The organism is Flammeovirga sp. SubArs3 (genome assembly GCF_947387565.1).
Taxonomy (GTDB): Bacteria; Bacteroidota; Bacteroidia; order Cytophagales; family Flammeovirgaceae; genus Flammeovirga; species Flammeovirga agarivorans.
Genome location: NZ_CANDOA010000003.1, coordinates 760,060 through 782,507, shown reverse-complemented (window position 1 = coordinate 782,507; position 22,448 = coordinate 760,060). Strand labels below are relative to the sequence as shown.

Here is a 22,448-nt window from a genome sequence, read left to right as displayed (position 1 = left end):
TGGTCCGATAGCTCAACTGGATAGAGCAACTGCCTTCTAAGCAGTAGGTTCCAGGTTCGAGTCCTGGTCGGATCACATGTGATCTGATAAGCCGATAGCAGCAATGTTATCGGCTTTTTTATTGCCCAAAAATGATGATCAATTGATTGTGAAGAAGAGAAGTATTATGATTTGTTAAAAATACAAAAATAGACTAAAAAATCTTAAAACCGTAAACTACAATAGCTAATAAATTAAACAATCAAAATACTTCAATAATGAAAAAGTTATCAATCATCTTACTTCTATCTTTATTTAGTTTAACTTCTTTCGCACAAGACAAATTATTAAATCTTGGTTTTGGTGGAGGTGTATCATCAGTTTCTGCAAAAGAAGGAGATTTATCTATGAATGGAATTGGAGGTAACTACCACATCAATCTATTTTATAATATCACTCCTAAACTGTCAGTAGGAGCTGAATATGGAGGAACTGTATCGGTGCTTGCACCAAAGGATATGAGTAGTTCTGATTTTGAGGCCACTTCATTTTCTAATATCTCTGGTAAAGTATTATATCACTTTGGAGAAAGTAAAGTAAGACCCTATGTAGGTTTTGGTTTGGGTAGTTACAAAGTAGCTCCAGGTAAATTTGATCCAAAAAATCCACAAGGATTTGACTTTGGTAATCAAGATATAGAAACAACCACAACTATTGGTTATGCACCTGAAATAGGAGTTGACTTTGGTTGGTTCGGTCTTGCAGCAATTTATAGAATAGTACCAGATGTAAAAGTTTATGATACTATGGCTACATATAATAGTTTAGAATTTAGAACAACATTCAACCTTGGTTTTATAGAACGTTAGTTGAATGTAATAGATAAAAAAAAGGTCATCTACTTTGCTTTAAGCGTAGATGACCTTTTCTTTTTTAGAAAGTGTAGCCAATTTGTATAACAAACCGGAGTCCACCTGTCCAAGTGCCATAGGAACCATTCGTACTGACCTCTTTGCCCTCAAGAGCACCATCAAGGATAGGGAACTTTTCTACTAATCCATCTCTAATTTTTGATAGTACCTCGTCTTCTTCGTCAATAGTAACATCACTGTCGAGTTTTAATTTACCACCATAGAAGCCATATCCTGGACCAATCATAATTAGATCAATGGCTAGTCTCTTCTTAATAATAAATTGATAACCCAGTTCTACACCAATATTTAATATGTTGGCTGAACCCTTAAAGTTAGCATAGGAGGCTGTAACTTGAGTTCCTGTGGTATCGGTAATGGTAAGTTTACTACTCAGGTTATATCGATAATAGGTGACGTATGGCCCCCAATACAAACCATCAGGAGCAAAGCCTCTATTTCTTTTCTTAAAATATCTTCTGTAATCTACTGCTACACTAAAACCATTGTTTTTATGATCATTAGCAATAATAGAGTCAGTAATAGCGAGGTTAACAATTTTAGGAAAGGATAGAACCCCACCGTTTAATGAAATGGATTCATGATTAGAAATCCTTCTTTCGTATCCAACAACAATATTTCTTCCTCCCCAAAGAATGTAGGGTGTTAGGTTTAGACGTACAACATTCTTTCTCATCATAGTGATGGAAGAGTCGTAGGATACCATTAATTGTTTAGAGGTAGATTGAGAGTAACTTGGAATACTAAAATATAAGAAAAGGATAGTAAGCCAGATTAAGTATTTTTTCATTTTTAAGAGTTATAGTTTTTGTATAACTAATTTACTCTTTAAAAAGATAATTAACCAACCCAATTAACCCAAAATCTAACGTCGCACCAATAGGTAGACCAAGTATGAATCCGTATACTATTAAACGATTGAAATACACTCCAGCAAAACCGTAGAATAGCTCCTCAATCTTTGCAGGGTCCATTGTATTGATTTCTTTAAGTACGATACCCTTAAAATCGATATTTCTAATAAGACGGCTGGAATGAGGAATTACCGACTTCATCAGACCATCTAAAATACGTTCTAATAAATAGTTTTTAGTTTCAACAGTTAAACATCTATTGAAGTTGTTAAGCAAAATCACAGAAGTGTTTTTAGTGATTTCCCGAATCACTTCCTGGTTTTTATTGTTTTCTAATGACTTGTAGATGCCTTTTTCTAGATCAATAAGTAATTGTTCCTTGTGTATGAACTTATAAATTCCATTTTTTTCAAGATTTATTGCAAGTTCAGAAGCAACACCACCTATTAATTTTTGGAAAGATCTTGTTTGAAGGAACAATTTGAATGTGGTTTCTATCCCATTTTGTAATTCTTCTTTATCTACTTCCTGGAATATTTCTTTTACTTTTTTAGGAAGAAGAATTTTTTTGAAGATATCATGAATAATGTGTGTTAGGTCATTAACGATTAATTCTTTTTTATCTTCTTGATAGAGTTGTGATGCTAAATGTTGACGAATGATATCAATTTCAGGAGCCAAGTTGGAGCTTAAAGTATCATATAATTCGTCTTCAGAAATTTCACCCACATTTAAAATGTTCTCAATTTTAGTGTCAAAAATCTCGTCAACTATGCGATTCATTACATACTGAATACTCGTCAATAATCGATTGTTCTTCATTAAATTTACAACCGCATCATGGAGTACTTCATTGTTGATGCTAACTTCTAGGTCTTTTACTTTAGTTTCTTGTGCAATTATGGAGATCTTATCCTGAATTTTTTGAGTGATTTCAGGTAAACCTCTCATTAAAAGATTCGGGATTTTATTATTTGCTAAATCTTTTGTTGTTCTTTTTATATGGCCTTCGTAGAGAGTTGCTAAACTTCTTTTCTTCACAACGGTCTCATATACTTCCTCAGCAAATCTATCGTCATTGTCTTTTAGGTGTCCAATAACTTGCTGCATTAGTTTATCTACTAGAGAAATACTGTTTTGTTGTAAAAACTGGTAGGGTTTGCCATCAAATAAATCTCGGATTGGAAGTTCATCGTCTGATAGCTTTTCAAATTGTTTTTCGAAGAAGTTTAATAGCTGTTGTTGGAAAGTATCCTTTTCCAATGTGTCCAACATTAAATTCCAAACAGTAGATTTTATTCTTACTTTATTGTTCTCTAGTAATTCTAATTCGTTGATCTTTTTAGAACGATAAAACATCAGTTTATCTCTAAACATCATCTTAAGTTTGTCAAAGAGTGATTCATCTTGAATCCATGTATTTGACTTATCAATTTGTCTAGATAGGATATCACTCACTGCTTCGAACATTTGTTGAACAAACTTATCTGGCAGGGCATCAGAAAGCATTAAATCATTTTCAAGGATCTTAACAACACGTTTTGACAAAAAAGCAGCTAATGTTGTATGGATAACATCCTTATGAGTGAAATTGATAAATGTAGTTTGAAGTGAATTCTCTGAGAAATTATTAAATGATTCAAGCTCTTTGTCAATTATTTGAGCTGCTTTTTCTGCATACTCATAGCGATTGCTAAATAGTTGATGTGAGACCTCCTTACTAATCTTTTTTCCAATACTTTTCTTCTCCGTTTCAAGAAGTTTATCTAGTGTTTTATAATCACTTTCGACGAAGGTATTGAAGATGGTATCTTTCAATGATGAAATCTTCTCTTCGATATCTGATCCAATAGACTCTTCATTTAATAGCTGCTTTCCTACAAAATCACCCATATTCTCTGCAAACTTAGATTGGTTTGATGAGATGACACTAGGAGTGAAGGGAAGTTGGAAACCAAAAAGGTATTTAGGTCTGTAAGGTCTGAAGATCATTTTTATAGCGATCCAGTTCGTAGCCAAACCAGTAATTCCATAAACACCTGCTATGCCTGCAATTAGAGTTGTTGGTGTGTCACCAAAAGGGATATACGCAGTTAAACCTCCTGCAATAGCTCCAAGGAAAGCACCAAAATAGGTAATAGGCTGCATATTGTTACCCATAAAACCTTTCACCATTTCAGGTAATTGCTGATGTTTATTATGCAGGTTTTTTTCAACCACCTTGCTTACTTGTCCCTTCATTAAACGATTGATATTTCTATCAATGTATCCAACAATACCATTTGCTAATTTTAATGGTAGTGATGTAGTTTTTTCAGCTATGCCAACTAAATCATGAATGGGTCTACTTTTGATTTTTTGACTAAATTGTTGAAGGAATTTTTGAGAAATCTGTTTTAATTTTGGGGTCCAACGTTCTACAGAGTTATTTCCGATGACTTTAGAAATACTTTTGTTTTGGATTTCGTTCCAGATGACTTTTTCTGTAGTAGATATCACTCCAATCTTCTCTTCTTCAACTAATTTTAATGAATAGTTTTGTGCTTTTGTTGCAAAGCCTTCAATCGTTTTGTCATTAAAAATAGAATACAAAGGTTGTTCTTTAATTCGATCTAAGCGATCTTGAACAATTTGCTTTGCAGTATCCGTAGACTTTCGTTGGTATAGAAAATCACTGACTAATTTTTCGTCAATTAAATATTTAGTAAGTTTTGATAAATCTTCTTTCTGTTTATTTGAACTCCATAATTGACCAACTTTACGATCCAACAATAATGAGATGGAATCCGCACCTTTACCTAATAACCTATGGTCTAATAAGCCAATGAGCAGTTTGTGGATTGAGTTGACAATAGCCTTTTGATCGAACCTATTGATCAATGAACCAATACTATTCTCTTTTAAATACTTTAAGAATAAATCAGCTCCCTTTTCAGCAAGTTCTTTAGAGCGGTCTTCAGATTTATGTTTATTAGTGATATTGATGATTTCATCTACCACTTTAAATCTTTCCGAGACGCTGTCCACAAATAAATTTATAAGCCACCCTCCAAGGAAAGAAGAGTTTTCTTCAAAAGAGGTATTGACTAACTCATTTATTTCTTCCCTATTTTCTTGGATCCATTCAATAACGGCATCTAGAATAATAGGAATATTTTTACGAATAAATTTTTCAAAATTATTTCCAATCGCAGGAGGGAGGATTTGGAATATAGTGGTTTCTTCCTGACGGATTAGGTCAACGAAAATGCTGATTAATCTTTTTATTGGAGCGTCAGGAGAAGGGTCGTTCAATTCTTTAGAAAGGATTCTGTGAAATTCTTTTGCAATTTTCCCTTCATCACCAGAACCTAAAATATCAGAAATTTTTTTCTTTGAGATGCTATCACTGATCTTACCAATTAAATTCTCAGTATCTAATCGGTAAAGGAGTTTGTCGATAAAGTCATTTAAAGGTAAATCACCCTTCTTAAGTGTTTCATGAAGCTCATCAAAAAAGTTTGATGTGTACCCTGAAACGCTTTCAAAGATGATCGGAGCAATGACCTCTTGTGCTTGATCTCTTTTGATCTCATGCCATACATCATTCACAAAAATCTCTATGAGTCGGTCTTCTTGTAAGGCATGACTAATCAACTGAAAAAGCTCTTCACATACATGTTGTATTTGATGTTTGGAGGTGAAATCAGTAATTAATGTGTGTTTGAAAATTCCGTTAACACCTTTTCGAATAACATCATTTGTGTTGTCATTGATGATATCTAGAAGCTTATCTACTGATTGATCAATGCCTGGGATATCACCAATTTTTTCATCCTCGGAGAATTCAGAACGCAATTGTCTTTCTACAAACTCACTGAGCATAATTTGTAGAGATTCTCTGAATTTATCTTTTTTTACTTCCTCACTAATATTATCATGTCTGATGATTTCAGACTCTACTAGCTGGCTTATATTTTTGATAAAACTATCTTTTGTTTGTTCAACAATACTAGGAATACCAAGTACTTTGTCGAATAACATTCTTAAAGCCAGGTCGTTAGTAGTGTACCCAACGACTGAGCCCGATAGGATTTTAAGAATAAGAGCATTGATCATAATTTAAATTTGCAATAAACTGCTTTGAATGCAAATACTTTATTCACTGTTTCTAAAATTATTATGAAAAACTTTAAAATTTTAGTGATTAATCCTTCATTTTTTAATTATTGCAAAATATTGTTAAAATAAAACTATCGAATGAAACATTTGAATAAAATTGATAAGTGTCATTACTACTATCATTATTGTTTTTATATATTGCAACCGGTTTATGCTAAATGTGGCTATGGAAATTAAAGTTTATCGGCCTACTCAATTTTTTACTAGCATCATATCCAGGGTATTATAAGAACAAGCTTGATTTATTTTAACAATGAGTGAAACTTTAGAACAACAAGTTGTGGAAAATTCGACTAAAAAAAATAACACAGGACCATTCCTGATAATGGTAGGTCTAATGTTTATTGTTGGCTTTTTAACTGTAGTTAACCAACAATTCCAAGCGCCTTTACAAGAGGCACTCCTTTCTGAGGCAGGTAAATTAGAAAACACTCTAGTTACTTTCATTACTTTCGCCTTCTTCATGGGTTATCCTACAATGGGTAACATCGCATCTAACTGGGTAGATAACAAAGGACATAAAACGACTTTAATTAGAGGTCTTTTAATGTTAATTGTTGCCTTAGGTATTGAAGCATTATCAGCTAAATTTGCTGACCTACCTTCAGTAGCAATCGGTGAGGGTCAAGTTCCTCAAGCATTCTTTATCTTTATTGTAGGTTCTTATGCTTTAGGTTGTGCAATGGCTGTATTACAAACTGTAATTAACCCATTCATCGCTGTTTGTGAAGTGCCAGGTACTTCTTCTGTAACTCGTTTAAGTATTGCAGGTGCATTAAACTCTATTGGTACAACAGTAGCTCCTTTCTTCGTAGCTAGTATTGTATTTGGTGGTGTTGCTCCTCAAGTAGCTCAATTGTTATTACCACTTTCTATCCTTATGGTAGTAGTAGGTATTGTAGCAGGTGTTTTAGGTAGAATTGAATTACCTAACCCAATGGCTTCTGATTCTGGTGAGGAAATTGATCCTTCAACTTTAACAAAATCTATCTGGAGTTTCAAACACTTAACTTTAGGTGTTATTGCTATCTTCGTTTATGTAGGTGCTGAGGTTGCAGTAGGATCGAACATCGTTTTACATGCAAAACAAATTGGTGTAGCAAAAGAAACTTACGCTTTAATGGCGACTTTATATTGGGGTTCAATGTTAGTTGGCCGTTTATGTGGTTCATTCTTAGCAAAAATCCCAGGTCAAACTCAATTATTAGTAACTTCAACAGTAGCATTATTACTTACTTTAGGTGGTATGTTTACTCAAGAATTATGGTTATTAGTAGGTATTGGTTTAATGCACTCAATCATGTGGGGAGCTATCTTTGCTTTAGCTATTGATAAATTAGGTCCTTATACTGCAAAAGGTTCTGGTGCATTAATGATTGGTGTTGCTGGTGGTGCTATTCTTCCTTGGTTACAAGGTGTGAGTGCAGATGCATTAGGCGACTGGCAAATGACTTGGACTATTGTAGTAGTTTGTGAAGCTTACTTAATGTACTACGCTTTAGTTGGATATAAATCTGATGATGTAGAAGTTTAATTTTCTATATCTTTCAATATAGATAGCCTTCTCAGTAATGAGAAGGCTTTTTTTGTGCATAAAAAAAAGCCCGTGCTATTAGCATGGACTTTTCCCTCATTCTGTAACTGATGAACTATTGTGCTATCTATCTATTATACTTAACCTTTCTAGTTGATTCTTCATTAGGTGTAACAGGAAAGAAATATGTTTCTTATTTAGTACATTACAAATGTACACAGGTCACCAAAAATCAGCATGAGCATATTACCTAAATGGTATAGGTATTATACCTAATCTACACTTTTAGGTCCGTAAACAGCTTGTTTTTGATAGCATACATCACCAATCCAGCTACATTTCTTTGTCCGGTTTTCTCTAATAAATTCCTCTTATGAGCATCTACAGTTCGGGGAGAAATAAATAATTGTTCAGATATTTCTTTATTAGTAGCTTGGTCTATGATTAAACGCAAAACTTCCTTTTCTCTTGCAGTTAATAAGAAGTGCGGATCATTAGCGGTGGCAACTTTTGATTGTTCATCTTTGTAACTACTTATAATATTTTTTGTAGCAGAAGAACAATAGTAGGAATCTCCTGAGATAACAGCCCTTGCTGCTTTAAGTATTTCTTCCTCCTTGCAATCTTTAAATAAATATCCATCAGCACCTGCATCAATCATATTTTTAATATAACTACTATCCATCATCATGCTCAATGCAATTACTTTAATCTGAGGAAAATGTTCTTTGATTTTTTTAGTGGCACTGATTCCATCCATTCCTTGCATACTGATATCCATAAAAATCAGATCTACATCCATGGCATTAAGAGCTTTAAATGCTCGTTCACCACAATCTGCCTCCGCAATTACTTCAAAATCATCTAAGTTTTTAAAATAAGATCGAATTCCGTGTCGGATTACACTATGATCATCTACAAGTAAAATTTTATGTTTCATCATCTTAATAGTTTCAATTATTTGGTAAAAGTTGGAATTTCAATGACGATACAGGTCCCAAACTTTTCTGATGATTCGAAAAAGATTTTGCCACTAATAGACTCAATACGATCTTTCATATTTTGTAGCCCTAGTCCTTTTTTGTCTTTGGATAACTTTTCATTGATATCAAAGCCGCAGCCATTATCTTCGATCGTTAAAATGATTTGATCTATATCTTGAGTCATAGAAATAGAAACATCTGTTGCACCTCCGTGTTTAAAAGAATTATTTATAGCTTCTTGGGTAACCCTTAGTAACAATAGTTGCTTAGCTAAGGATAATGCATTCGCATCATATTTGTAAAAAAAATGCAAGTTTTTGTCTGAAATATCCTTGTAATAATTTGCGATTTTTTCAACAGAACCACTATAACCCCTTTCTTCAATTGAAGTGGGCATTATGTTATGTGCAATGTTTCTTCCTTCTTTAATAGCCTCTCTTATTTTTTCTCTAATTCCTGAGAGTCTTTCTTTTTCATTTTGGTTTATATTATTTGAGTTTTTTATAAACTCGTCAAGTAGGTATAAGGAGGCAGTTAATGTCTGTCCCATACCATCATGTATCTCTGCAGCAAAGCGTTCTCTTTCTTTATCCTCAGTTTTTAAGACAGCCTTTTGAATATTCTCCGATTGATTTTTAAAGAATGTGATATCAGAATGTTTACCAATAACTCTAGTTACAGTGCCGTTAATATCTTTTTGTACAGCAGCCTTGAGAAGTACCCATATGATGTTATTATCGGCATTATACATCCTAAATATCAATTGGAACCCATCTTTGATTAAAATGTCTCTTTGGAGTGTTTTTAGTGCAGATGGACGATCTTCTGGATGTATTGCATTCAATAAAATAGAGATGTCACCTTCTTTTTCCTTAGTCGAGAAACCCAACATTTGAAAAAATGGCCTTGAGTAGAACACTTTTCTTGTAACATGATTCCAATCCCAAATACCTTCTTTTGAAGCCTCAAAAGATAACCTTTGACGTTCTTCGTTGGCAAAAATAGCCTTGGCACTATTTTCAGAATATTCTATTCCCAATGGAAGATCTGATAATAGAGAGGTGTCTGTATGTTCTAATTGTTCAATAGCTTGAGCTTGCAATAAAGCCTGCAATTTCTTTTCCTTTGAGGTTAATGAGATAATCTGAGCCTTGAGGTTTTGAATCTCTTCTATGTCAACATCAGATTGATCGAAAGAAATAGGTAATGCCAGCCACAAGAATACATCGTTAAGTTTAGATAACTGAACAGCATACCTTTTGTGTGTTACTTTATGAATAAGAATTCCATTCCATACCGAAATCCTTTTTAAAAGTACATTAGGTGTTATACTATCATTCTTACTGAAGTCGTAATAACAATGTATATACCTATCATCAGGTTGTGTTTCAAATTGAGAATTGTGTTCCAATATCTTACCGATACCATCCAAAAGGACTATCTGAATCGCTTTGTTTAATATGAGTTGCTTTAGATTTTTATCGTTAAGTGATAACGCAACATCTTTAGTAGATGATATCTTCGTCATAAGTAGCGTATTTAAGAAATAACGAGTATTAGGTCTTTACTTAAATTTACAACTTATGAGAATAAATTGAAAGCTGATGTACAGTTCAGTTTAGTTTATCGAATATTTCGGTTGTAAGGTGAATTCTGGAATTTGAACGTCAAATGGACTGTTGTCACGTACACGAATCATTTCATAACTTCCTTTCATTTTTCCAATAGGAGACACAAAGTGACATCCAGAAACATATTCAAAAGATTCGCCGGGTTGTATAATTGGACTTTTACCAACTACACCATCACCTCTAACGACTTCTCTTTTATCTCCTGTGATATCTATAATTTCCCAATTTCTCTTTAGTAGTTGTACTGCCGACGCACTTAGGTTGTCAATCCTGATTTTGTAGCCAAATACATAATGTCTTTCGGTAGGTGAGGAATATTCGGGAAGGAAATATTGATCAACGCTCACCTTTATACCTTCTGTGATTGCTATTTCCATAATTTACATTTGTTTACAAGTATAATGAATATACTGCTCTTTTGTAAATAAAACTCAAAAAAAATATATAAGTACTTACATAAATTCTTGTTATTTCTTTGAATTATGTAAGTACTTATATACTTTTGTGCTACTAATTCAATAAGAAATCATCAATGAATTTTTACCAGTCAGCAGGAAGCCTAGTATTAGGCAGTAGATTAAGAAGAATAGGAGAAAAATTCCTATCTGAAGTGGCAAAAGTGTATGAAATGAAAGGTATCGATTTTGATCCTTCTTGGTTCCCAATTTTTTATCTATTAGATAAAAATACATCCATGTCTTTAAGAGAGATTTCCGACGAATTGGGAGTGAGTCATTCAGCTGTAAGCCAATTGACAACAGCTCTCATTAAGAAAGGACATTTATTAATGGAGAAGGATATTAATGATGGCAGAAAAAGAATATTACAGTTGACACCTCAGGGAGAATCGTTGGTAGAGACATCGAAACCAATTTGGTCAGCATTACAAGCTTCGGTGAAAGAATTATCAGCATTGGGAGATAATAGACTTTTGGAAGAATTAACTACACTTGAGAATTCATTATCAGAAAGAAATTTATCTGACAGGGTGTTAGAGAAGTTAAAATAGAAATATCACATACTAAGCATAAAGCATATATACTAACATGAAGAAAGTTTTTAACTATGGTATTGACCGTCTAACGGTAAATATCGCTTTGGATATTGCAAGAGGTAATACCAAAGGAGTTTTAAATGGAAAAGCTAAAGAGAAAGTATTAAAGAGCCAGTCTTATGTTCAAGAAATTGTAGCAAAAGGAGATGTGGTTTATGGAGTTAATACTGGATTTGGTCCACTATGTACAACAATCATTTCAGAGGAAGATACCTCAACTCTTCAACATAAGATTCTACAAAGTCATAGTGTTGGGGTCGGTAATATTATTCCTAAGGAGACATCAAAACTGATGTTGATCACAAAAGCTCATGCTTTGGCGCAAGGTTTTTCTGGAATAGCTCTTACTACATTAGAGAGAATCATATGGCATATTGATAAAGATATAGTGCCTACTGTACCAGAGAAAGGTTCTGTTGGAGCATCAGGAGATTTGGCTCCTTTATCTCATCTATTCCTTCCATTAATAGGATTAGGCGAGGTATATACTGAAGATGGTAGTAGAGCCATTACTTCAGATGTCTTAAGCCGATTAGGAATGAAGTCATTACAATTGGGACCAAAAGAAGGTCTAGCACTTATCAATGGTACTCAATTTATCTTATCACATGCTGTGAAGGTAGTAGAAAGGTTAGCTCAGGCCCTAGATACTGCAGATGTTATTGGAGCAATGTCTTTAGAAGGTTTGATGGGATCAGCAAGACCATTTGAGCCAGAATTACATCAAATTAGAGCATATAAAGGCACACAACTAGTTGCCACTCGTTTAAGAGAAATGCTAAATGGATCTGAAATCTTAGAATCTCATGTTGATTGTGATAGAGTACAAGATCCATACTCTTTAAGATGTATGCCTCAAGTGCATGGAGCATCTAGAAATGCCTGGTTGCACTTAAAAGAATTAGTTGAGGTTGAATTGAATTCGGTAACAGATAATCCGATCATATTGGACGCTGAAAATGCCATCTCAGGGGGTAATTTTCATGGACAACCTTTAGCTCTACCACTAGATTATGCAGGAGTTGCTGCTGCAGAAATTGGTAATATCGCTGATCGTCGTTGCTACATGATGATTGAAGGTAGATTCGGGTTACCGAAATTATTAATGAAAGATGTGGGGTTAAATTCAGGATTTATGATTCCTCAATATACTTCAGCAGCTTTAGTGACTGAAAATAAAACATTATGTTTTCCTGCATCAGCAGATAGTGTACCCACTTCATTAGGTCAAGAAGACCATGTATCTATGGGATCTATTTCTGGCAGAAAGACTTTACAAATTATTGATAATCTTGAACAAATATTAGCAGTAGAGTTATTGTATGCAGCCCAAGCATTAGACTTCAGAAGACCATTGAAATCTTCACCAATTATTGAAGGTACTCATGCTTATGTAAGGGAAAGAGTAGCACATGCCGACGAAGATAGAGTATTAGCTTATGACATTAAGGCAATGCATGATATTGTAAAAAGTGGTGCATTGGTTCATTTAGCAAATGAAATATCAAAGAAAGAAAAGATTGATTTAAATGGAGAATACAAACAGGAGTTCTCTTTTTAATTAGAAAATACTAAACACATACTAATCATGGAAGCATCATCAACATCACAACAAAAATTTGAAGCGTTTTTAGAAAAATACGCAAAACATCCACATTATATCCCACCAACAGGGCCAGAGCTTAATGCGAAGTCTTGGCAGACGGAAGCTCCTTTAAGAATGTTCTTAAACAATCTTACGGATGAAGTAGCTGAAGATCCTGCAAACCTTGTTGTATACGGAGGAACAGGACAAGCAGCAAGAAATAGAGAATCACTAGAAAAAATCATCAAGATTCTTCTTGAGTTGGATAATAACCACTCTCTGCTTGTTCAATCTGGTAAGCCAGTTGGGGTTGTGAGAACACACCCTGAAGCACCTAGAGTATTAATTGCCAATTCAAACCTTGTACCTGCTTGGGCAACCTGGGAGCATTTTCAAGAATTAAAAGAAAGAGGTCTTATGATGTATGGTCAGATGACAGCTGGTTCTTGGATTTACATTGGTACTCAAGGAATTTTACAAGGAACGTATGAGACATTTGCTTCTTGTGCTCGCCAGCATTTCGGAGGAGACCTAAAAGGTCGTCTTTTAGTAACTGGTGGTATAGGCGGCATGGGCGGAGCTCAACCGCTAGCAGCGACAATGTGTGGTGCTGCAATGTTAGGTGTTGATATTGATCCTGCTCGTATCCAGAAGCGTATTGATACAAAGTATATCGATAAGATGACTCACTCTTACGAAGAGGCGATTCAATGGGTAATGGAAGCGAAGGAAAAAGGTGAGGCATTATCTGTTGGCTTAGTAGGTGATATTGGTGATGTTTTGGAAAGACTTATCCAAGATGGAATCACACCTGATGTTTTAACAGATCAAACTTCTGCTCATGACCCAGTATATGGTTATGTTCCAAACGGGATGTCATTAGAGGAAGCGGAGAAATTAAGAGAATCAGATCCTGTTTTATATAAAGAAAAGTCATTGAAATCAATGGCTCGCCACGTACAATACATGTTGGATTTAGAGGAGAAAGGAGCAATCACTTTCGATTATGGGAACAACTTACGTGAGTTTGCAAAACAAGGAGGCTGTGATAATGCATACAATTTCCCTGGTTTTACTCCAGCTTATATCCGTCCATTATTCTGTGAAGGAAAAGGACCTTTCCGTTGGGCTGCTTTATCAGGTGATCCACTGGATATTAAAGTAACAGATGAAGCTTTAAAAGAAGCATTCCCTGAAAATAAGCACTTAATCAAGTGGCTAGAAGAAGCGGATGAAAAGGTAGCTTTCCAAGGTTTGCCATCAAGAATTTGTTGGTTAGGAATGGGTGAAAGAGAAAAAGCAGGAGTGATATTCAATAACCTTGTAAAAGAAGGTAAGTTGAAAGCTCCGATCGTTATTGGTAGAGATCACTTGGATTGTGGATCAGTAGCATCACCAAACAGAGAGACAGAGTCGATGTTAGATGGTTCTGATGCAGTTTCAGACTGGCCATTACTAAACTTAATGTCAAATGCAACTGGTGGAGCCACTTGGATTTCTTTCCATCATGGAGGTGGAGTTGGAATTGGTTACTCACAACATGCTGGTATGGTTGTTTTGGCTGATGGAACAGAAAGAGCTGAAAATTGTATCAGAAGAGTGTTACATAACGACCCTGCAATGGGAATTTTTCGTCATCATGATGCTGGTTACGATATTGCCACAAAAGTGGGTGAAGATCATGATTTAATCATCAAATAAATATTCTTTTCAAAAGCCTGGAAATTTTCTTCTGGGCTTTTGAATTTTTGGTATACAACTATCAATTATTACAATGAATAAATTAATAGGACCATTTACTCAAATTGTAACATTAGCAAACCTTCCAGTGAAGGGGAGTATTGAAGATGAACAGTTAGAGATTATTGATAATGCTGGTGTAAGCGTTGATGAAGATGGAAATGTTTTAGCAATAAAGACCTTTGCTGATTTTGATCAAGATGCTTTCAAAGAAATAGAAACAATTGATCAGGAGGCTGTATTAATTCCTGGTTTTGTTGATTGCCATACTCATATTTGTTGGGGTGGAAATAGAGCAAGAGACTATGCGATGAGAGTGGCAGGGAAACCTTACCTTGAAATTGCAAAAGCAGGTGGTGGTATTCAAGATTCAATGAAGAAGACAAGAGCAGCTTCTGAAAATGAATTAAAAGATGTTACTGTGGAAAGAGCTGATCGTCACTTCTCAAGAGGTGTAACCACGATTGAAGTGAAGAGTGGTTATGCATTGGATATCGACAATGAGCTTAAAATGTTGAGATCAATAAAGTCAGCAGACAAAGAAACAAAGGCTGATCTGATTACCACATGTTTGGCAGCTCATATGAAGCCTAAAGATTTTGAAGGGTCATCACGTGAATATTTAGATAGGGTATTAGATACCTTATTACCGAAAATAAAAAAGGAGAACCTTAGTAATAGAGTTGATATTTTTACAGAGGAAACGGCATTTAATGTAGAAGAATCAAATTACTATTTATCAAAAGCAAAAGACTTAGGATTTGATATTACTGTACATGCAGATCAGTTTTCTACTGGAGGCTCCAAAGTGGCTGTTGATAATGGAGCATTGTCTGCAGAACATTTGGAATCAAGTACAGAGCAAGAGGTTAAAATGCTTGCAGAATCTGAGACAGTTGCAACTGTATTACCCGGTGCATCTTTAGGTTTGGGAATGCAATATCCTCCTTGTAGAAAATTATTGGATGCAGGAGCTTGTCTGGCAATTGCTTCAGATTGGAATCCTGGATCAGCACCTATGGGAGATATGTTGATACAAGGAGCCTTGTTAGGAGCTATGGAAAAGCTTTCCACTGCTGAGGTTTTTGCAGGTATGACATTTAGGTCTGCTAAAGCATTGGGACTATCAGATCGAGGTAAATTAGAGGTAGGTAAGTTGGCTGACATGCAGGCTTATCCATGTAATGATTATAGAGAGATCTTATACAATCAAGGGATGTTACCACCTTTTAAAGTGTGGAAAAAAGGAAATTAACAATAAGCACCTCAACTAGAGGTGCTTTTTTATTTAATATTGTTTACATAATTTAGCTCTCTAATTTTTTATGTATTGCCAAGTAAAAACTATTCATTACAATGACTAATTTAAATTTCTCAAAAACATATAAGGATCTTGACGGTCCAAAAGGTAAGCCAATTGTTGGGCATATCTTCGACCTAGAAAAAGATAGACTTCACTTACAGTATGAAGATTGGGCAAAAGAATATGGAGAACTTTACAATCTGAAATTTCTGAATATAAATGTTACGGTTTCTACAAATCCAGATACAAATGCGTATATCTTTAAAAACCGTCCAAACAAGTTCAGACGATTTAAAAAATTGGCAGATGTAATTAATGAAGTGGGCGTTGATGGTGTCTTTACTGCTGAAGGTGAAAGTTGGAAAAAACAGAGAAAAGTAACCCAAAAAGCGTTAGATAATAAGAATGTTAAGGCTTTCTTTCCTTCTATACTTACTGTAGCGGATCGTTTAAAAAACTATTGGGATACTCAAGTGTCTAAAGGAGATCAATTGGACTACCCTTTGTCAAAAGATTTTATCCGAGCTACTGTAGATGTGACGACAAACTTGGCATTTGGTTATGATATGAATACTGTGGAAAATCAAACCAATGATACTCAGGAACATGTCGAAAAAATATTTCCTCAATTAAATAAGAGAGTAAATAGCCCAATTCCTCTGTATAAGTATTTTAAAACAGCAGAAGTAAAAGACTTTGAGGAGTCTTTAAAATATATAAGAGAGCATCTAGGTAAATTCATTACACAGGCAGAAGAGCGATTAAAGAACGACCCTTCGTTATATGAAAATCCTTCAAATTTCTTGGAAGCAATGTTAGCTTCACAAGATAAAGATGACCCATTTACCTGGGACGAGATTTTTGGTAACTTATATACGATGCTTTTGGCAGGGGAGGATACAACTTCCAATTCTTTAACCTGGACAAGTTACTTCTTAAGTAAGTACCCAGAAGTACAAGAAAAAATCAGAGAAGAGATTAGACAAGTGCTAGGTGAAAATGGTAAAATTGAATCCTTCGAACAAATACAGCAATTCCAATACACTAGTGCTGTATTTAAAGAAGTGACAAGATTAAAACCGGTTACACCTAATTTGTATATGCAATGCCTTGAAGATACAGTTGTCAATGATGTAATGTTTCCAAAAGGGCATTTTATCATCACTCAACTTAGTAGTGCTGCAAGGTCTGAAGAATACTTTGAGAAAGCTACAGAATTTATTCCAGAAAGATGGTTGAAAGAAAAAGATGAACCGGTTGTGGGTTGTCCTTTTCATGGACATAAAAAAGCAGATGCTATGAAGCCATTTGGTGGAGGTCCTAGACTGTGTCCAGGAAAGTTCTTAGCAGAGGTAGAATCTGTTGTTTTCTTAGTGACGTTGATGAAGGATTTTGAAATAGAATTTTATGATAAGGACTTAGAGGTTGAAGAGCTTTTCGCTTTCACTATGCAAGCAAAAAATCTAAAACTGAATTTCAAGAAACGTCACCAAGTTTCTGACAAATTGAAAGGTGAATTGAACTATTCTAATTAACAATTGGATAATGTAAATAATTAGGTAAAACTAGTCTTTTATTTGTTAACGCCTGAAATTAAGGTCAATAAAAAAATCAGTAAGAAATGTTAATACTTTCTTTTGATTTTTTTTGTTTTTTGACTTAAACATTGTACTTTCAATTGTTAATATTGGGAATTGAAAATGATTTCAGAATAAAGGATTATCCCGTTTATCCTTCTGTAAACACATATATGAGTAAGATAAAATCATTCGACTTGTCTAACGTCAAGTTGTCTCAATTAGTAATTCATAAAGTAGGAAATAAAACCCAAGAAGAGCCACTTGAGCTGTCTGAATTCGAAATAGAATTAGAAAATTTCAGTCCATTATATAAATCTGTAATGGATTACTTCTTAAGGTCTTTCAAACCAGGGCCAATGTATCATTTCGATACACCTGAAGGAAAAGAAACAATTGCTGACAATGAAATGTTTGTTGCAGCTAACGCTATTTTCAGTAATCCATTTGAGCAGTTTATGACAAGATCTAGAGAGATGTCAGAATTGCTTTATGAGGCGTCAACTCATCCAAGAATAAAAGGAGGAGAATTTTTCGTTGCAATGCTAAAAGATTGTGTTGTTGATGGAGACGTTGTGGATGCTATCGGATTATTCAAGGCTGAGCACAAAGAGTTATTCCTACAAATTGGAGACAAAACTGATGTAGGTAATTTCGAATTACAACAAAATGAAGGTGTCAGTGTAAAGAAACTAGACAAAGGGTGTCTAATTTTTCAGGCTGAACAAGAAAAAGGTTTTAAAGTGATGCTTAAAGACAGTCCTACAAAGTCTGTTGAAGCATTGTATTGGAAAGAAACCTACCTTCAATTAAAGGCAAGAGAAGATAATTACTTCCATACTAAAAACTACATGGACCTTTGTAAAGGTTTTGTTGAGGAAGTATTTAATGAAGATCATGCTGTAGAAAAGCCTGCTCAAATCGACCTTTTAAATAGAAGTGCAAAGTACTTCAGTGACAAAGAAGAGTTCAATGTTGTTGACTTTGAAAACAACGTCATTGAAGAACCTGAAGTAATTGAAGCTTTTCAAGAGTACAAAGTGGACTTTCAAGAGAAGAAGGAAGTGCCAATGTATGACGAATTTAAGGTCTCGAAAGAAGCAGTTCGTAAGAACAAAAAAGAATTTAAAAGTATTATCAAATTAGATAAGAAGATTAATATCACCGTTTCAGGGAATGAGCAGAATATTGAAAAAGGCTTTGATACTGAGCGAAATATGAATTATTATATGATATACTTCAACGAAGAAGAGTGATGTAAATCACCTGTGAAAAAGTTGAATTATAACATTTTTTAGTCAATTAACATTTGTTTAAACTTGTTATTTAAAACCCTAAAAATGTTATTGCGTATATCAGAAAGTAACGAGTACATCATTATACAATAATATCAAAAACTTAAAATAATACTATGGATGCAGTAAAGATTCTTCTTGTAGAGGATGATAGAATTATAGCCTCACTTGTTAAAAAATATTTAGATATCAGAGGTTATGCTGTAAACCACGCTGAAGATGGAGTAGAAGGCATGAAAGAATTTGATAAAGCAGATTATGATCTGATTATCATGGACGTTATGATGCCACACAAAGATGGCTATACTCTTGCTGAAGAAATCAGAGCAAAAGATCCTTATATTCCAATCTTATTTATGTCTTCAAACAATCTTCCTAAAGATAAAATTAAGGCATTCAGAATTGGAGCAGACGATTATGTTACCAAGCCTGTAAATGTTGAGGAACTTTTACTTCGTATTGAGGTGATCTTAAAGCGTCAAAAATCGGAGCCAAAAGTTGAGATCGGAAGCGATGACGATCCACATGAAATCAAAATTGGTAACTATATCCTAGACTTCCCATACCAGAAGTTACAAATTGGAGATGATACAAGAAAACTGACAACTCGTGAAGCTGAATTGTTAAGATTCTTACATCGTCACCGTAACTCATTAATCAAACGTGAGTATATCTTACAAGAAGTTTGGGGAGATGATGATTATTATAAAGGTAGATCTTTAGACGTATTTATGTCACGTCTTAGAAAGTACCTTAAAGATGATCCTACAATTGAAATTTTGAATGTTCACGGAATTGGATTCAAATTCTTAGTTCAAGATTAATCAATAGAAATATTATATTTGAAGCCTGTTAGTAATAAAGCTAACAGGCTTTTTTTGTATATGAAGTTAGCAGAGTTAATTATAGGAGGGGAACCTTATGAGGTGGTAATTTTTCCGGAAAATGCACCTATTGCAACAGAACGCTTTGAGGCTTTAGTGAAATCCAACATTTTTAATGGTTGGAAAGTAAAGTTTGTTGTTCCAGATAGGCTAATAAAATTTGAGCCTTTTAAAGATACGGTACACTTTACAGAACGCCCCATGACAAGGCCAGATCATTCTGCTCCAAAACTTAGACAAGGTGTATTGGCTTTTGTTGGAGTAAATAAAGAAATGGTGTCAGATAGATTAATGTTTGTGTTGAATGATGAAGATGCAGCAACTTACGATGGGATATGTTCTCCGATTGGTTGTTTGACTGTCGATCATCAAAAAAAAGTGAGTCAGGTAGATGAAGGAATGATAATTAGTAAAATATCAATAAAAGAGGTGGAAAAAGAAGAAATATTGTCACGAATACCATCATTTATTTGAATTCTCATATTATTAGGGTCATATTTGCCTTTAGAAACAATACAAACTTATGATACCATTCTCGTACTACATGTTAGCATCAGCCTTCTTATTTAGTATTGGTTTATCCATTGCGTTAACCAAACGAAGTGCTATTGTTGCCTTGATGGGTGTGGAATTGATGCTAAATGCAGCAAATGTAAATTTAGTTGCTTTTTCTATGAAAGATCCTTCTTTGATGGATGGAAATGCATTTGCAATTTTTGTAATTGTGATTGCAGCAGCAGAAGTGAGTGTTGCCTTAGCATTAATTATTAAATTGTTTCAATTCTTTAGAACTGTTGATTTACATCAAGTCAATCAGTTAAAAGAAGAATAATATTAGTGCAAACTGAACTAACCAAATTTTTGCATTGAGTTTTTATACTTTCATAACTTTAGTTGCTGTAACTTCTCCGTTAATTAGCAGTGTTTTTTTAACTGTATGGAAAAGTAATAAACATGTAGATAAAATTGGAACATCTTTTATGTTCTTAAGTTTCTTGTGTAGTACTCTTTTCTTTTTTACTTCTTGGGGAGGAGAAACAGTAGGATATACACTAGATTGGTTGCGTATAGGTGACCATGATTTTAGTGTAACCTTCTCTATTGATAATTTTTCCGCTTTATTGATCGCAATGGTAAGTGCGATTTCTTTAGCTGTTCATGTATTTTCTTCTGCATACATGCAAGGAGATCCTCAACTTAAGAGATATTATGCTCTGTTAGGAGGGTTTACCTTTTCCATGTTTGGTGTGCTTATAAGTGATCACCTAGTATTCCTTTATTTATTTTGGGAATTAGTAGGTTTCTGCTCATATATGCTGATTGGTTTTTGGAGACATAAGAAAGAAGCAATATCTGCAGCGAAGAAAGCATTTGTAATCAATAGAATTGGAGATGCCGGATTTATGGTTGCAATCTTATGCTTGTATTCTGTTTTTGATACTTTGAGTATTCATGATATTTCAGCTCAATTTAGTTCTGAATATTTTAACGATCCATTAATTTTTATTGCTTCAATAGGTGTAGTATTAGCGGCTATGGGTAAATCTGCCCAAATACCATTTTCAGTATGGTTGCCGGATGCGATGCAAGGGCCAACACCAGTTTCTGCATTAATCCACGCAGCAACAATGGTCGCAGCAGGAATCTATCTATTAATTCGTTGTTTTTTCTTTTTACCTGAAGAGACCTTATTAATCATAGCCTCAATAGGAGGAATTACAGCACTTATTGGTGCCTATGCAGCGGTAACACAATACGATATTAAGAAAGTATTAGCATTCTCTACCATATCTCAATTAGGTTATATGATGTTGGCTATTGGAGTAGGTGATCCCGAAAATGCAGGCTTTCATTTAGTAACACATGCTTTTTTTAAAGCAGGTTTGTTTTTAGGAGCAGGTGCTGTAATTCATAGCATGCATCAAGTTTCATGTGATATATGTAAAGGCTTTGATGCTCAAGATATCCGTTGGATGGGAGAGCTAAGTAAATATATGCCAAAAACATTTCTTGGTTTTGTGATTTGCTTGGCAGGGCTATCTGGAATTCCTTTTACTTCAGGTTTTTTATCTAAAGATGCCATTTTATCATCAGCTTTATTAAGAATGAATGATGGTGGAGCTTGGATTATTGTTGGGGTTTTTGGTTTTGCAGCGGCCATTTTAACAGCATTCTACTGTCTGAGACTTTTATATCATGTATTTATAAAAGATTTAGGTATAGCTAATCATAAAGTATGTCAAGACTGTTTGGTATTACCTAAAGAAGTACCAACTCGCATGAATGTTCCTGTGATCATTTTGGCTTGTTGTTCTTTTTGGTTTGTATATACTCTCAACCCTTTTGATACAGCAAGTTCTTGGTTACAAGAAGGTTTAAGCATTGTAACTTTAGACCATCATTCTGTTCATTTTACTGGATTAATATTGTCATTATTAATGGTGGCAGTTGGTTTACTGTCTGCTTATTTCGTCTATTTTAAAGGTGTTGACTCAAGCTTCAAGAAGAAGATTAAGAGTAAGTTTTTTTACAGGTTATCTTATGAGTTTTTCTATTTGAATAACTTATATAAGGCAGGTGTGAAGTCATTATTGTTTACTTCTAAGAAACTTGAAAGCATCCCACATGCTGATGAGCATTTTGTGAACCTTGCCATTGGTACATCCGAGGTGGTAAGAGGGTTTGATGATAAAGTGATCGACTTTTTTGTTAAAGTCTTTGCTGTTGGAAATGTAGTTGTAGGCCATGTATTAGCATGGTTTGATAAATATATAGTAGATGGTATTGTAAAGCTATTTACACTATTTATGAAGTTATTGGGTGATATATTCAGAAAACCTCAAGGCGAGCGATCCCAAAGTATGATCGCTTGGTCAATTCTGTTTATTGTCCTTGTACTTGTCTTTTTAATTTAGATACAAACGAACGTAAGTTTT

Annotated in this window: 17 protein-coding genes and 1 tRNA gene; 13 read left to right on the top strand and 5 right to left on the bottom strand. The window is 34.4% G+C overall.

Features of this window, described 5'->3' with window-relative positions; all coding sequences use genetic code 11:
• Position 1 precedes the first annotated feature (1 nt).
• Both QL232_RS12300 and QL232_RS12295 read left to right on the top strand, forming a co-directional pair.
• A tRNA-Arg gene (locus QL232_RS12300) sits at positions 2-75 on the top strand.
• 182 nt (positions 76-257) lie between these two features.
• Positions 258-848: an outer membrane beta-barrel protein gene (locus tag QL232_RS12295; RefSeq protein ID WP_168883451.1), complete on the top strand. Its 591-nt coding sequence runs from the start codon at positions 258-260 to the stop codon at positions 846-848.
• A 64-nt stretch (positions 849-912) separates the two neighbouring features.
• Here the strand turns inward: QL232_RS12295 and QL232_RS12290 are convergent, their stop codons facing one another.
• Together QL232_RS12290 and QL232_RS12285 are read right to left on the bottom strand one after the other, a co-directional pair.
• Positions 913-1,701: a DUF3575 domain-containing protein gene (locus tag QL232_RS12290; RefSeq protein WP_281614340.1), complete on the bottom strand. Its 789-nt coding sequence runs from the start codon at positions 1,699-1,701 to the stop codon at positions 913-915.
• Positions 1,702-1,732: 31 nt separating this feature from the next.
• Positions 1,733-5,863 (bottom strand): DUF445 family protein, encoded by a 4,131-nt coding sequence (locus tag QL232_RS12285; protein ID WP_281614339.1) that lies wholly within the window; start codon positions 5,861-5,863, stop codon positions 1,733-1,735.
• Between the two features lie 316 nt (positions 5,864-6,179).
• Between QL232_RS12285 and QL232_RS12280 the strand changes: the two genes are divergently transcribed.
• Complete coding sequence (locus QL232_RS12280; protein WP_281614338.1) at positions 6,180-7,460, top strand: MFS transporter; 1,281 nt, start codon at positions 6,180-6,182, stop codon at positions 7,458-7,460.
• A gap of 277 nt (positions 7,461-7,737) precedes the next feature.
• Here the strand turns inward: QL232_RS12280 and QL232_RS12275 are convergent, their stop codons facing one another.
• The 3 genes from QL232_RS12275 to apaG form a co-directional block, all read right to left on the bottom strand.
• Positions 7,738-8,403 carry a response regulator transcription factor gene (locus QL232_RS12275; protein WP_281614337.1) on the bottom strand — a complete coding sequence of 222 codons (666 nt, stop codon included), beginning with the start codon at positions 8,401-8,403 and terminating at the stop codon, positions 7,738-7,740.
• A gap of 14 nt (positions 8,404-8,417) precedes the next feature.
• Positions 8,418-9,971 (bottom strand): ATP-binding protein, encoded by a 1,554-nt coding sequence (locus QL232_RS12270; RefSeq protein ID WP_281614336.1) that lies wholly within the window; start codon positions 9,969-9,971, stop codon positions 8,418-8,420.
• 90 nt (positions 9,972-10,061) lie between these two features.
• Positions 10,062-10,451 (bottom strand): Co2+/Mg2+ efflux protein ApaG, encoded by a 390-nt coding sequence (gene apaG, locus QL232_RS12265; protein ID WP_168883445.1) that lies wholly within the window; start codon positions 10,449-10,451, stop codon positions 10,062-10,064.
• 155 nt (positions 10,452-10,606) lie between these two features.
• Here apaG and QL232_RS12260 point away from each other — a divergent pair, with 155 nt between their 5' ends.
• The 10 genes from QL232_RS12260 to QL232_RS12215 all read left to right on the top strand — a co-directional run bounded on the left by QL232_RS12260 (position 10,607) and on the right by QL232_RS12215 (position 22,427).
• On the top strand, positions 10,607-11,083 hold the full coding sequence (locus tag QL232_RS12260) for a MarR family winged helix-turn-helix transcriptional regulator (RefSeq protein WP_168883444.1): 477 nt from the start codon (positions 10,607-10,609) through the stop codon (positions 11,081-11,083).
• Between the two features lie 37 nt (positions 11,084-11,120).
• On the top strand, positions 11,121-12,689 hold the full coding sequence (hutH, locus tag QL232_RS12255; RefSeq protein ID WP_168883443.1) for a histidine ammonia-lyase: 1,569 nt from the start codon (positions 11,121-11,123) through the stop codon (positions 12,687-12,689).
• Between the two features lie 27 nt (positions 12,690-12,716).
• Positions 12,717-14,414, top strand: coding sequence for a urocanate hydratase (gene hutU, locus QL232_RS12250; protein ID WP_281614335.1), 1,698 nt, complete (start codon positions 12,717-12,719; stop codon positions 14,412-14,414).
• Between the two features lie 73 nt (positions 14,415-14,487).
• On the top strand, positions 14,488-15,708 hold the full coding sequence (gene hutI / locus QL232_RS12245; RefSeq protein WP_281614334.1) for an imidazolonepropionase: 1,221 nt from the start codon (positions 14,488-14,490) through the stop codon (positions 15,706-15,708).
• Positions 15,709-15,809: 101 nt separating this feature from the next.
• Positions 15,810-17,291: a cytochrome P450 gene (locus QL232_RS12240; RefSeq protein WP_281614333.1), complete on the top strand. Its 1,482-nt coding sequence runs from the start codon at positions 15,810-15,812 to the stop codon at positions 17,289-17,291.
• A gap of 215 nt (positions 17,292-17,506) precedes the next feature.
• A complete protein-coding gene (locus QL232_RS12235; RefSeq protein WP_168883439.1) occupies positions 17,507-18,589 on the top strand; it encodes a nucleoid-associated protein in 1,083 nt (360 codons plus the stop codon).
• 155 nt (positions 18,590-18,744) lie between these two features.
• On the top strand, positions 18,745-19,452 hold the full coding sequence (locus tag QL232_RS12230; protein ID WP_168883438.1) for a response regulator transcription factor: 708 nt from the start codon (positions 18,745-18,747) through the stop codon (positions 19,450-19,452).
• 60 nt (positions 19,453-19,512) lie between these two features.
• Entirely contained in the window at positions 19,513-19,986 is a 474-nt protein-coding gene (locus QL232_RS12225) for a hypothetical protein (RefSeq protein ID WP_281614332.1), read from the top strand.
• Between the two features lie 49 nt (positions 19,987-20,035).
• Complete coding sequence (nuoK, locus tag QL232_RS12220) at positions 20,036-20,344, top strand: NADH-quinone oxidoreductase subunit NuoK (RefSeq protein ID WP_281614331.1); 309 nt, start codon at positions 20,036-20,038, stop codon at positions 20,342-20,344.
• A 34-nt stretch (positions 20,345-20,378) separates the two neighbouring features.
• Positions 20,379-22,427 carry an NADH-quinone oxidoreductase subunit L gene (locus QL232_RS12215; RefSeq protein WP_281614330.1) on the top strand — a complete coding sequence of 683 codons (2,049 nt, stop codon included), beginning with the start codon at positions 20,379-20,381 and terminating at the stop codon, positions 22,425-22,427.
• Positions 22,428-22,448: the final 21 nt, after the last annotated feature.

Bases quoted from the DNA above. Each gene is read 5' to 3' on its own strand.
- QL232_RS12295 (WP_168883451.1), top strand. From the start codon at position 258: ATGAAAAAGTTATCAATCATCTTACTTCTATCTTTATTTAGTTTAACT.
- QL232_RS12290 (WP_281614340.1), bottom strand. From the start codon at position 1,701: ATGAAAAAATACTTAATCTGGCTTACTATCCTTTTCTTATATTTTAGT.
- QL232_RS12285 (WP_281614339.1), bottom strand. From the start codon at position 5,863: ATGATCAATGCTCTTATTCTTAAAATCCTATCGGGCTCAGTCGTTGGG.
- QL232_RS12280 (WP_281614338.1), top strand. From the start codon at position 6,180: ATGAGTGAAACTTTAGAACAACAAGTTGTGGAAAATTCGACTAAAAAA.
- QL232_RS12275 (WP_281614337.1), bottom strand. From the start codon at position 8,403: ATGATGAAACATAAAATTTTACTTGTAGATGATCATAGTGTAATCCGA.
- QL232_RS12270 (WP_281614336.1), bottom strand. From the start codon at position 9,971: ATGACGAAGATATCATCTACTAAAGATGTTGCGTTATCACTTAACGAT.
- apaG (WP_168883445.1), bottom strand. From the start codon at position 10,451: ATGGAAATAGCAATCACAGAAGGTATAAAGGTGAGCGTTGATCAATAT.
- QL232_RS12260 (WP_168883444.1), top strand. From the start codon at position 10,607: ATGAATTTTTACCAGTCAGCAGGAAGCCTAGTATTAGGCAGTAGATTA.
- hutH (WP_168883443.1), top strand. From the start codon at position 11,121: ATGAAGAAAGTTTTTAACTATGGTATTGACCGTCTAACGGTAAATATC.
- hutU (WP_281614335.1), top strand. From the start codon at position 12,717: ATGGAAGCATCATCAACATCACAACAAAAATTTGAAGCGTTTTTAGAA.
- hutI (WP_281614334.1), top strand. From the start codon at position 14,488: ATGAATAAATTAATAGGACCATTTACTCAAATTGTAACATTAGCAAAC.
- QL232_RS12240 (WP_281614333.1), top strand. From the start codon at position 15,810: ATGACTAATTTAAATTTCTCAAAAACATATAAGGATCTTGACGGTCCA.
- QL232_RS12235 (WP_168883439.1), top strand. From the start codon at position 17,507: ATGAGTAAGATAAAATCATTCGACTTGTCTAACGTCAAGTTGTCTCAA.
- QL232_RS12230 (WP_168883438.1), top strand. From the start codon at position 18,745: ATGGATGCAGTAAAGATTCTTCTTGTAGAGGATGATAGAATTATAGCC.
- QL232_RS12225 (WP_281614332.1), top strand. From the start codon at position 19,513: ATGAAGTTAGCAGAGTTAATTATAGGAGGGGAACCTTATGAGGTGGTA.
- nuoK (WP_281614331.1), top strand. From the start codon at position 20,036: ATGATACCATTCTCGTACTACATGTTAGCATCAGCCTTCTTATTTAGT.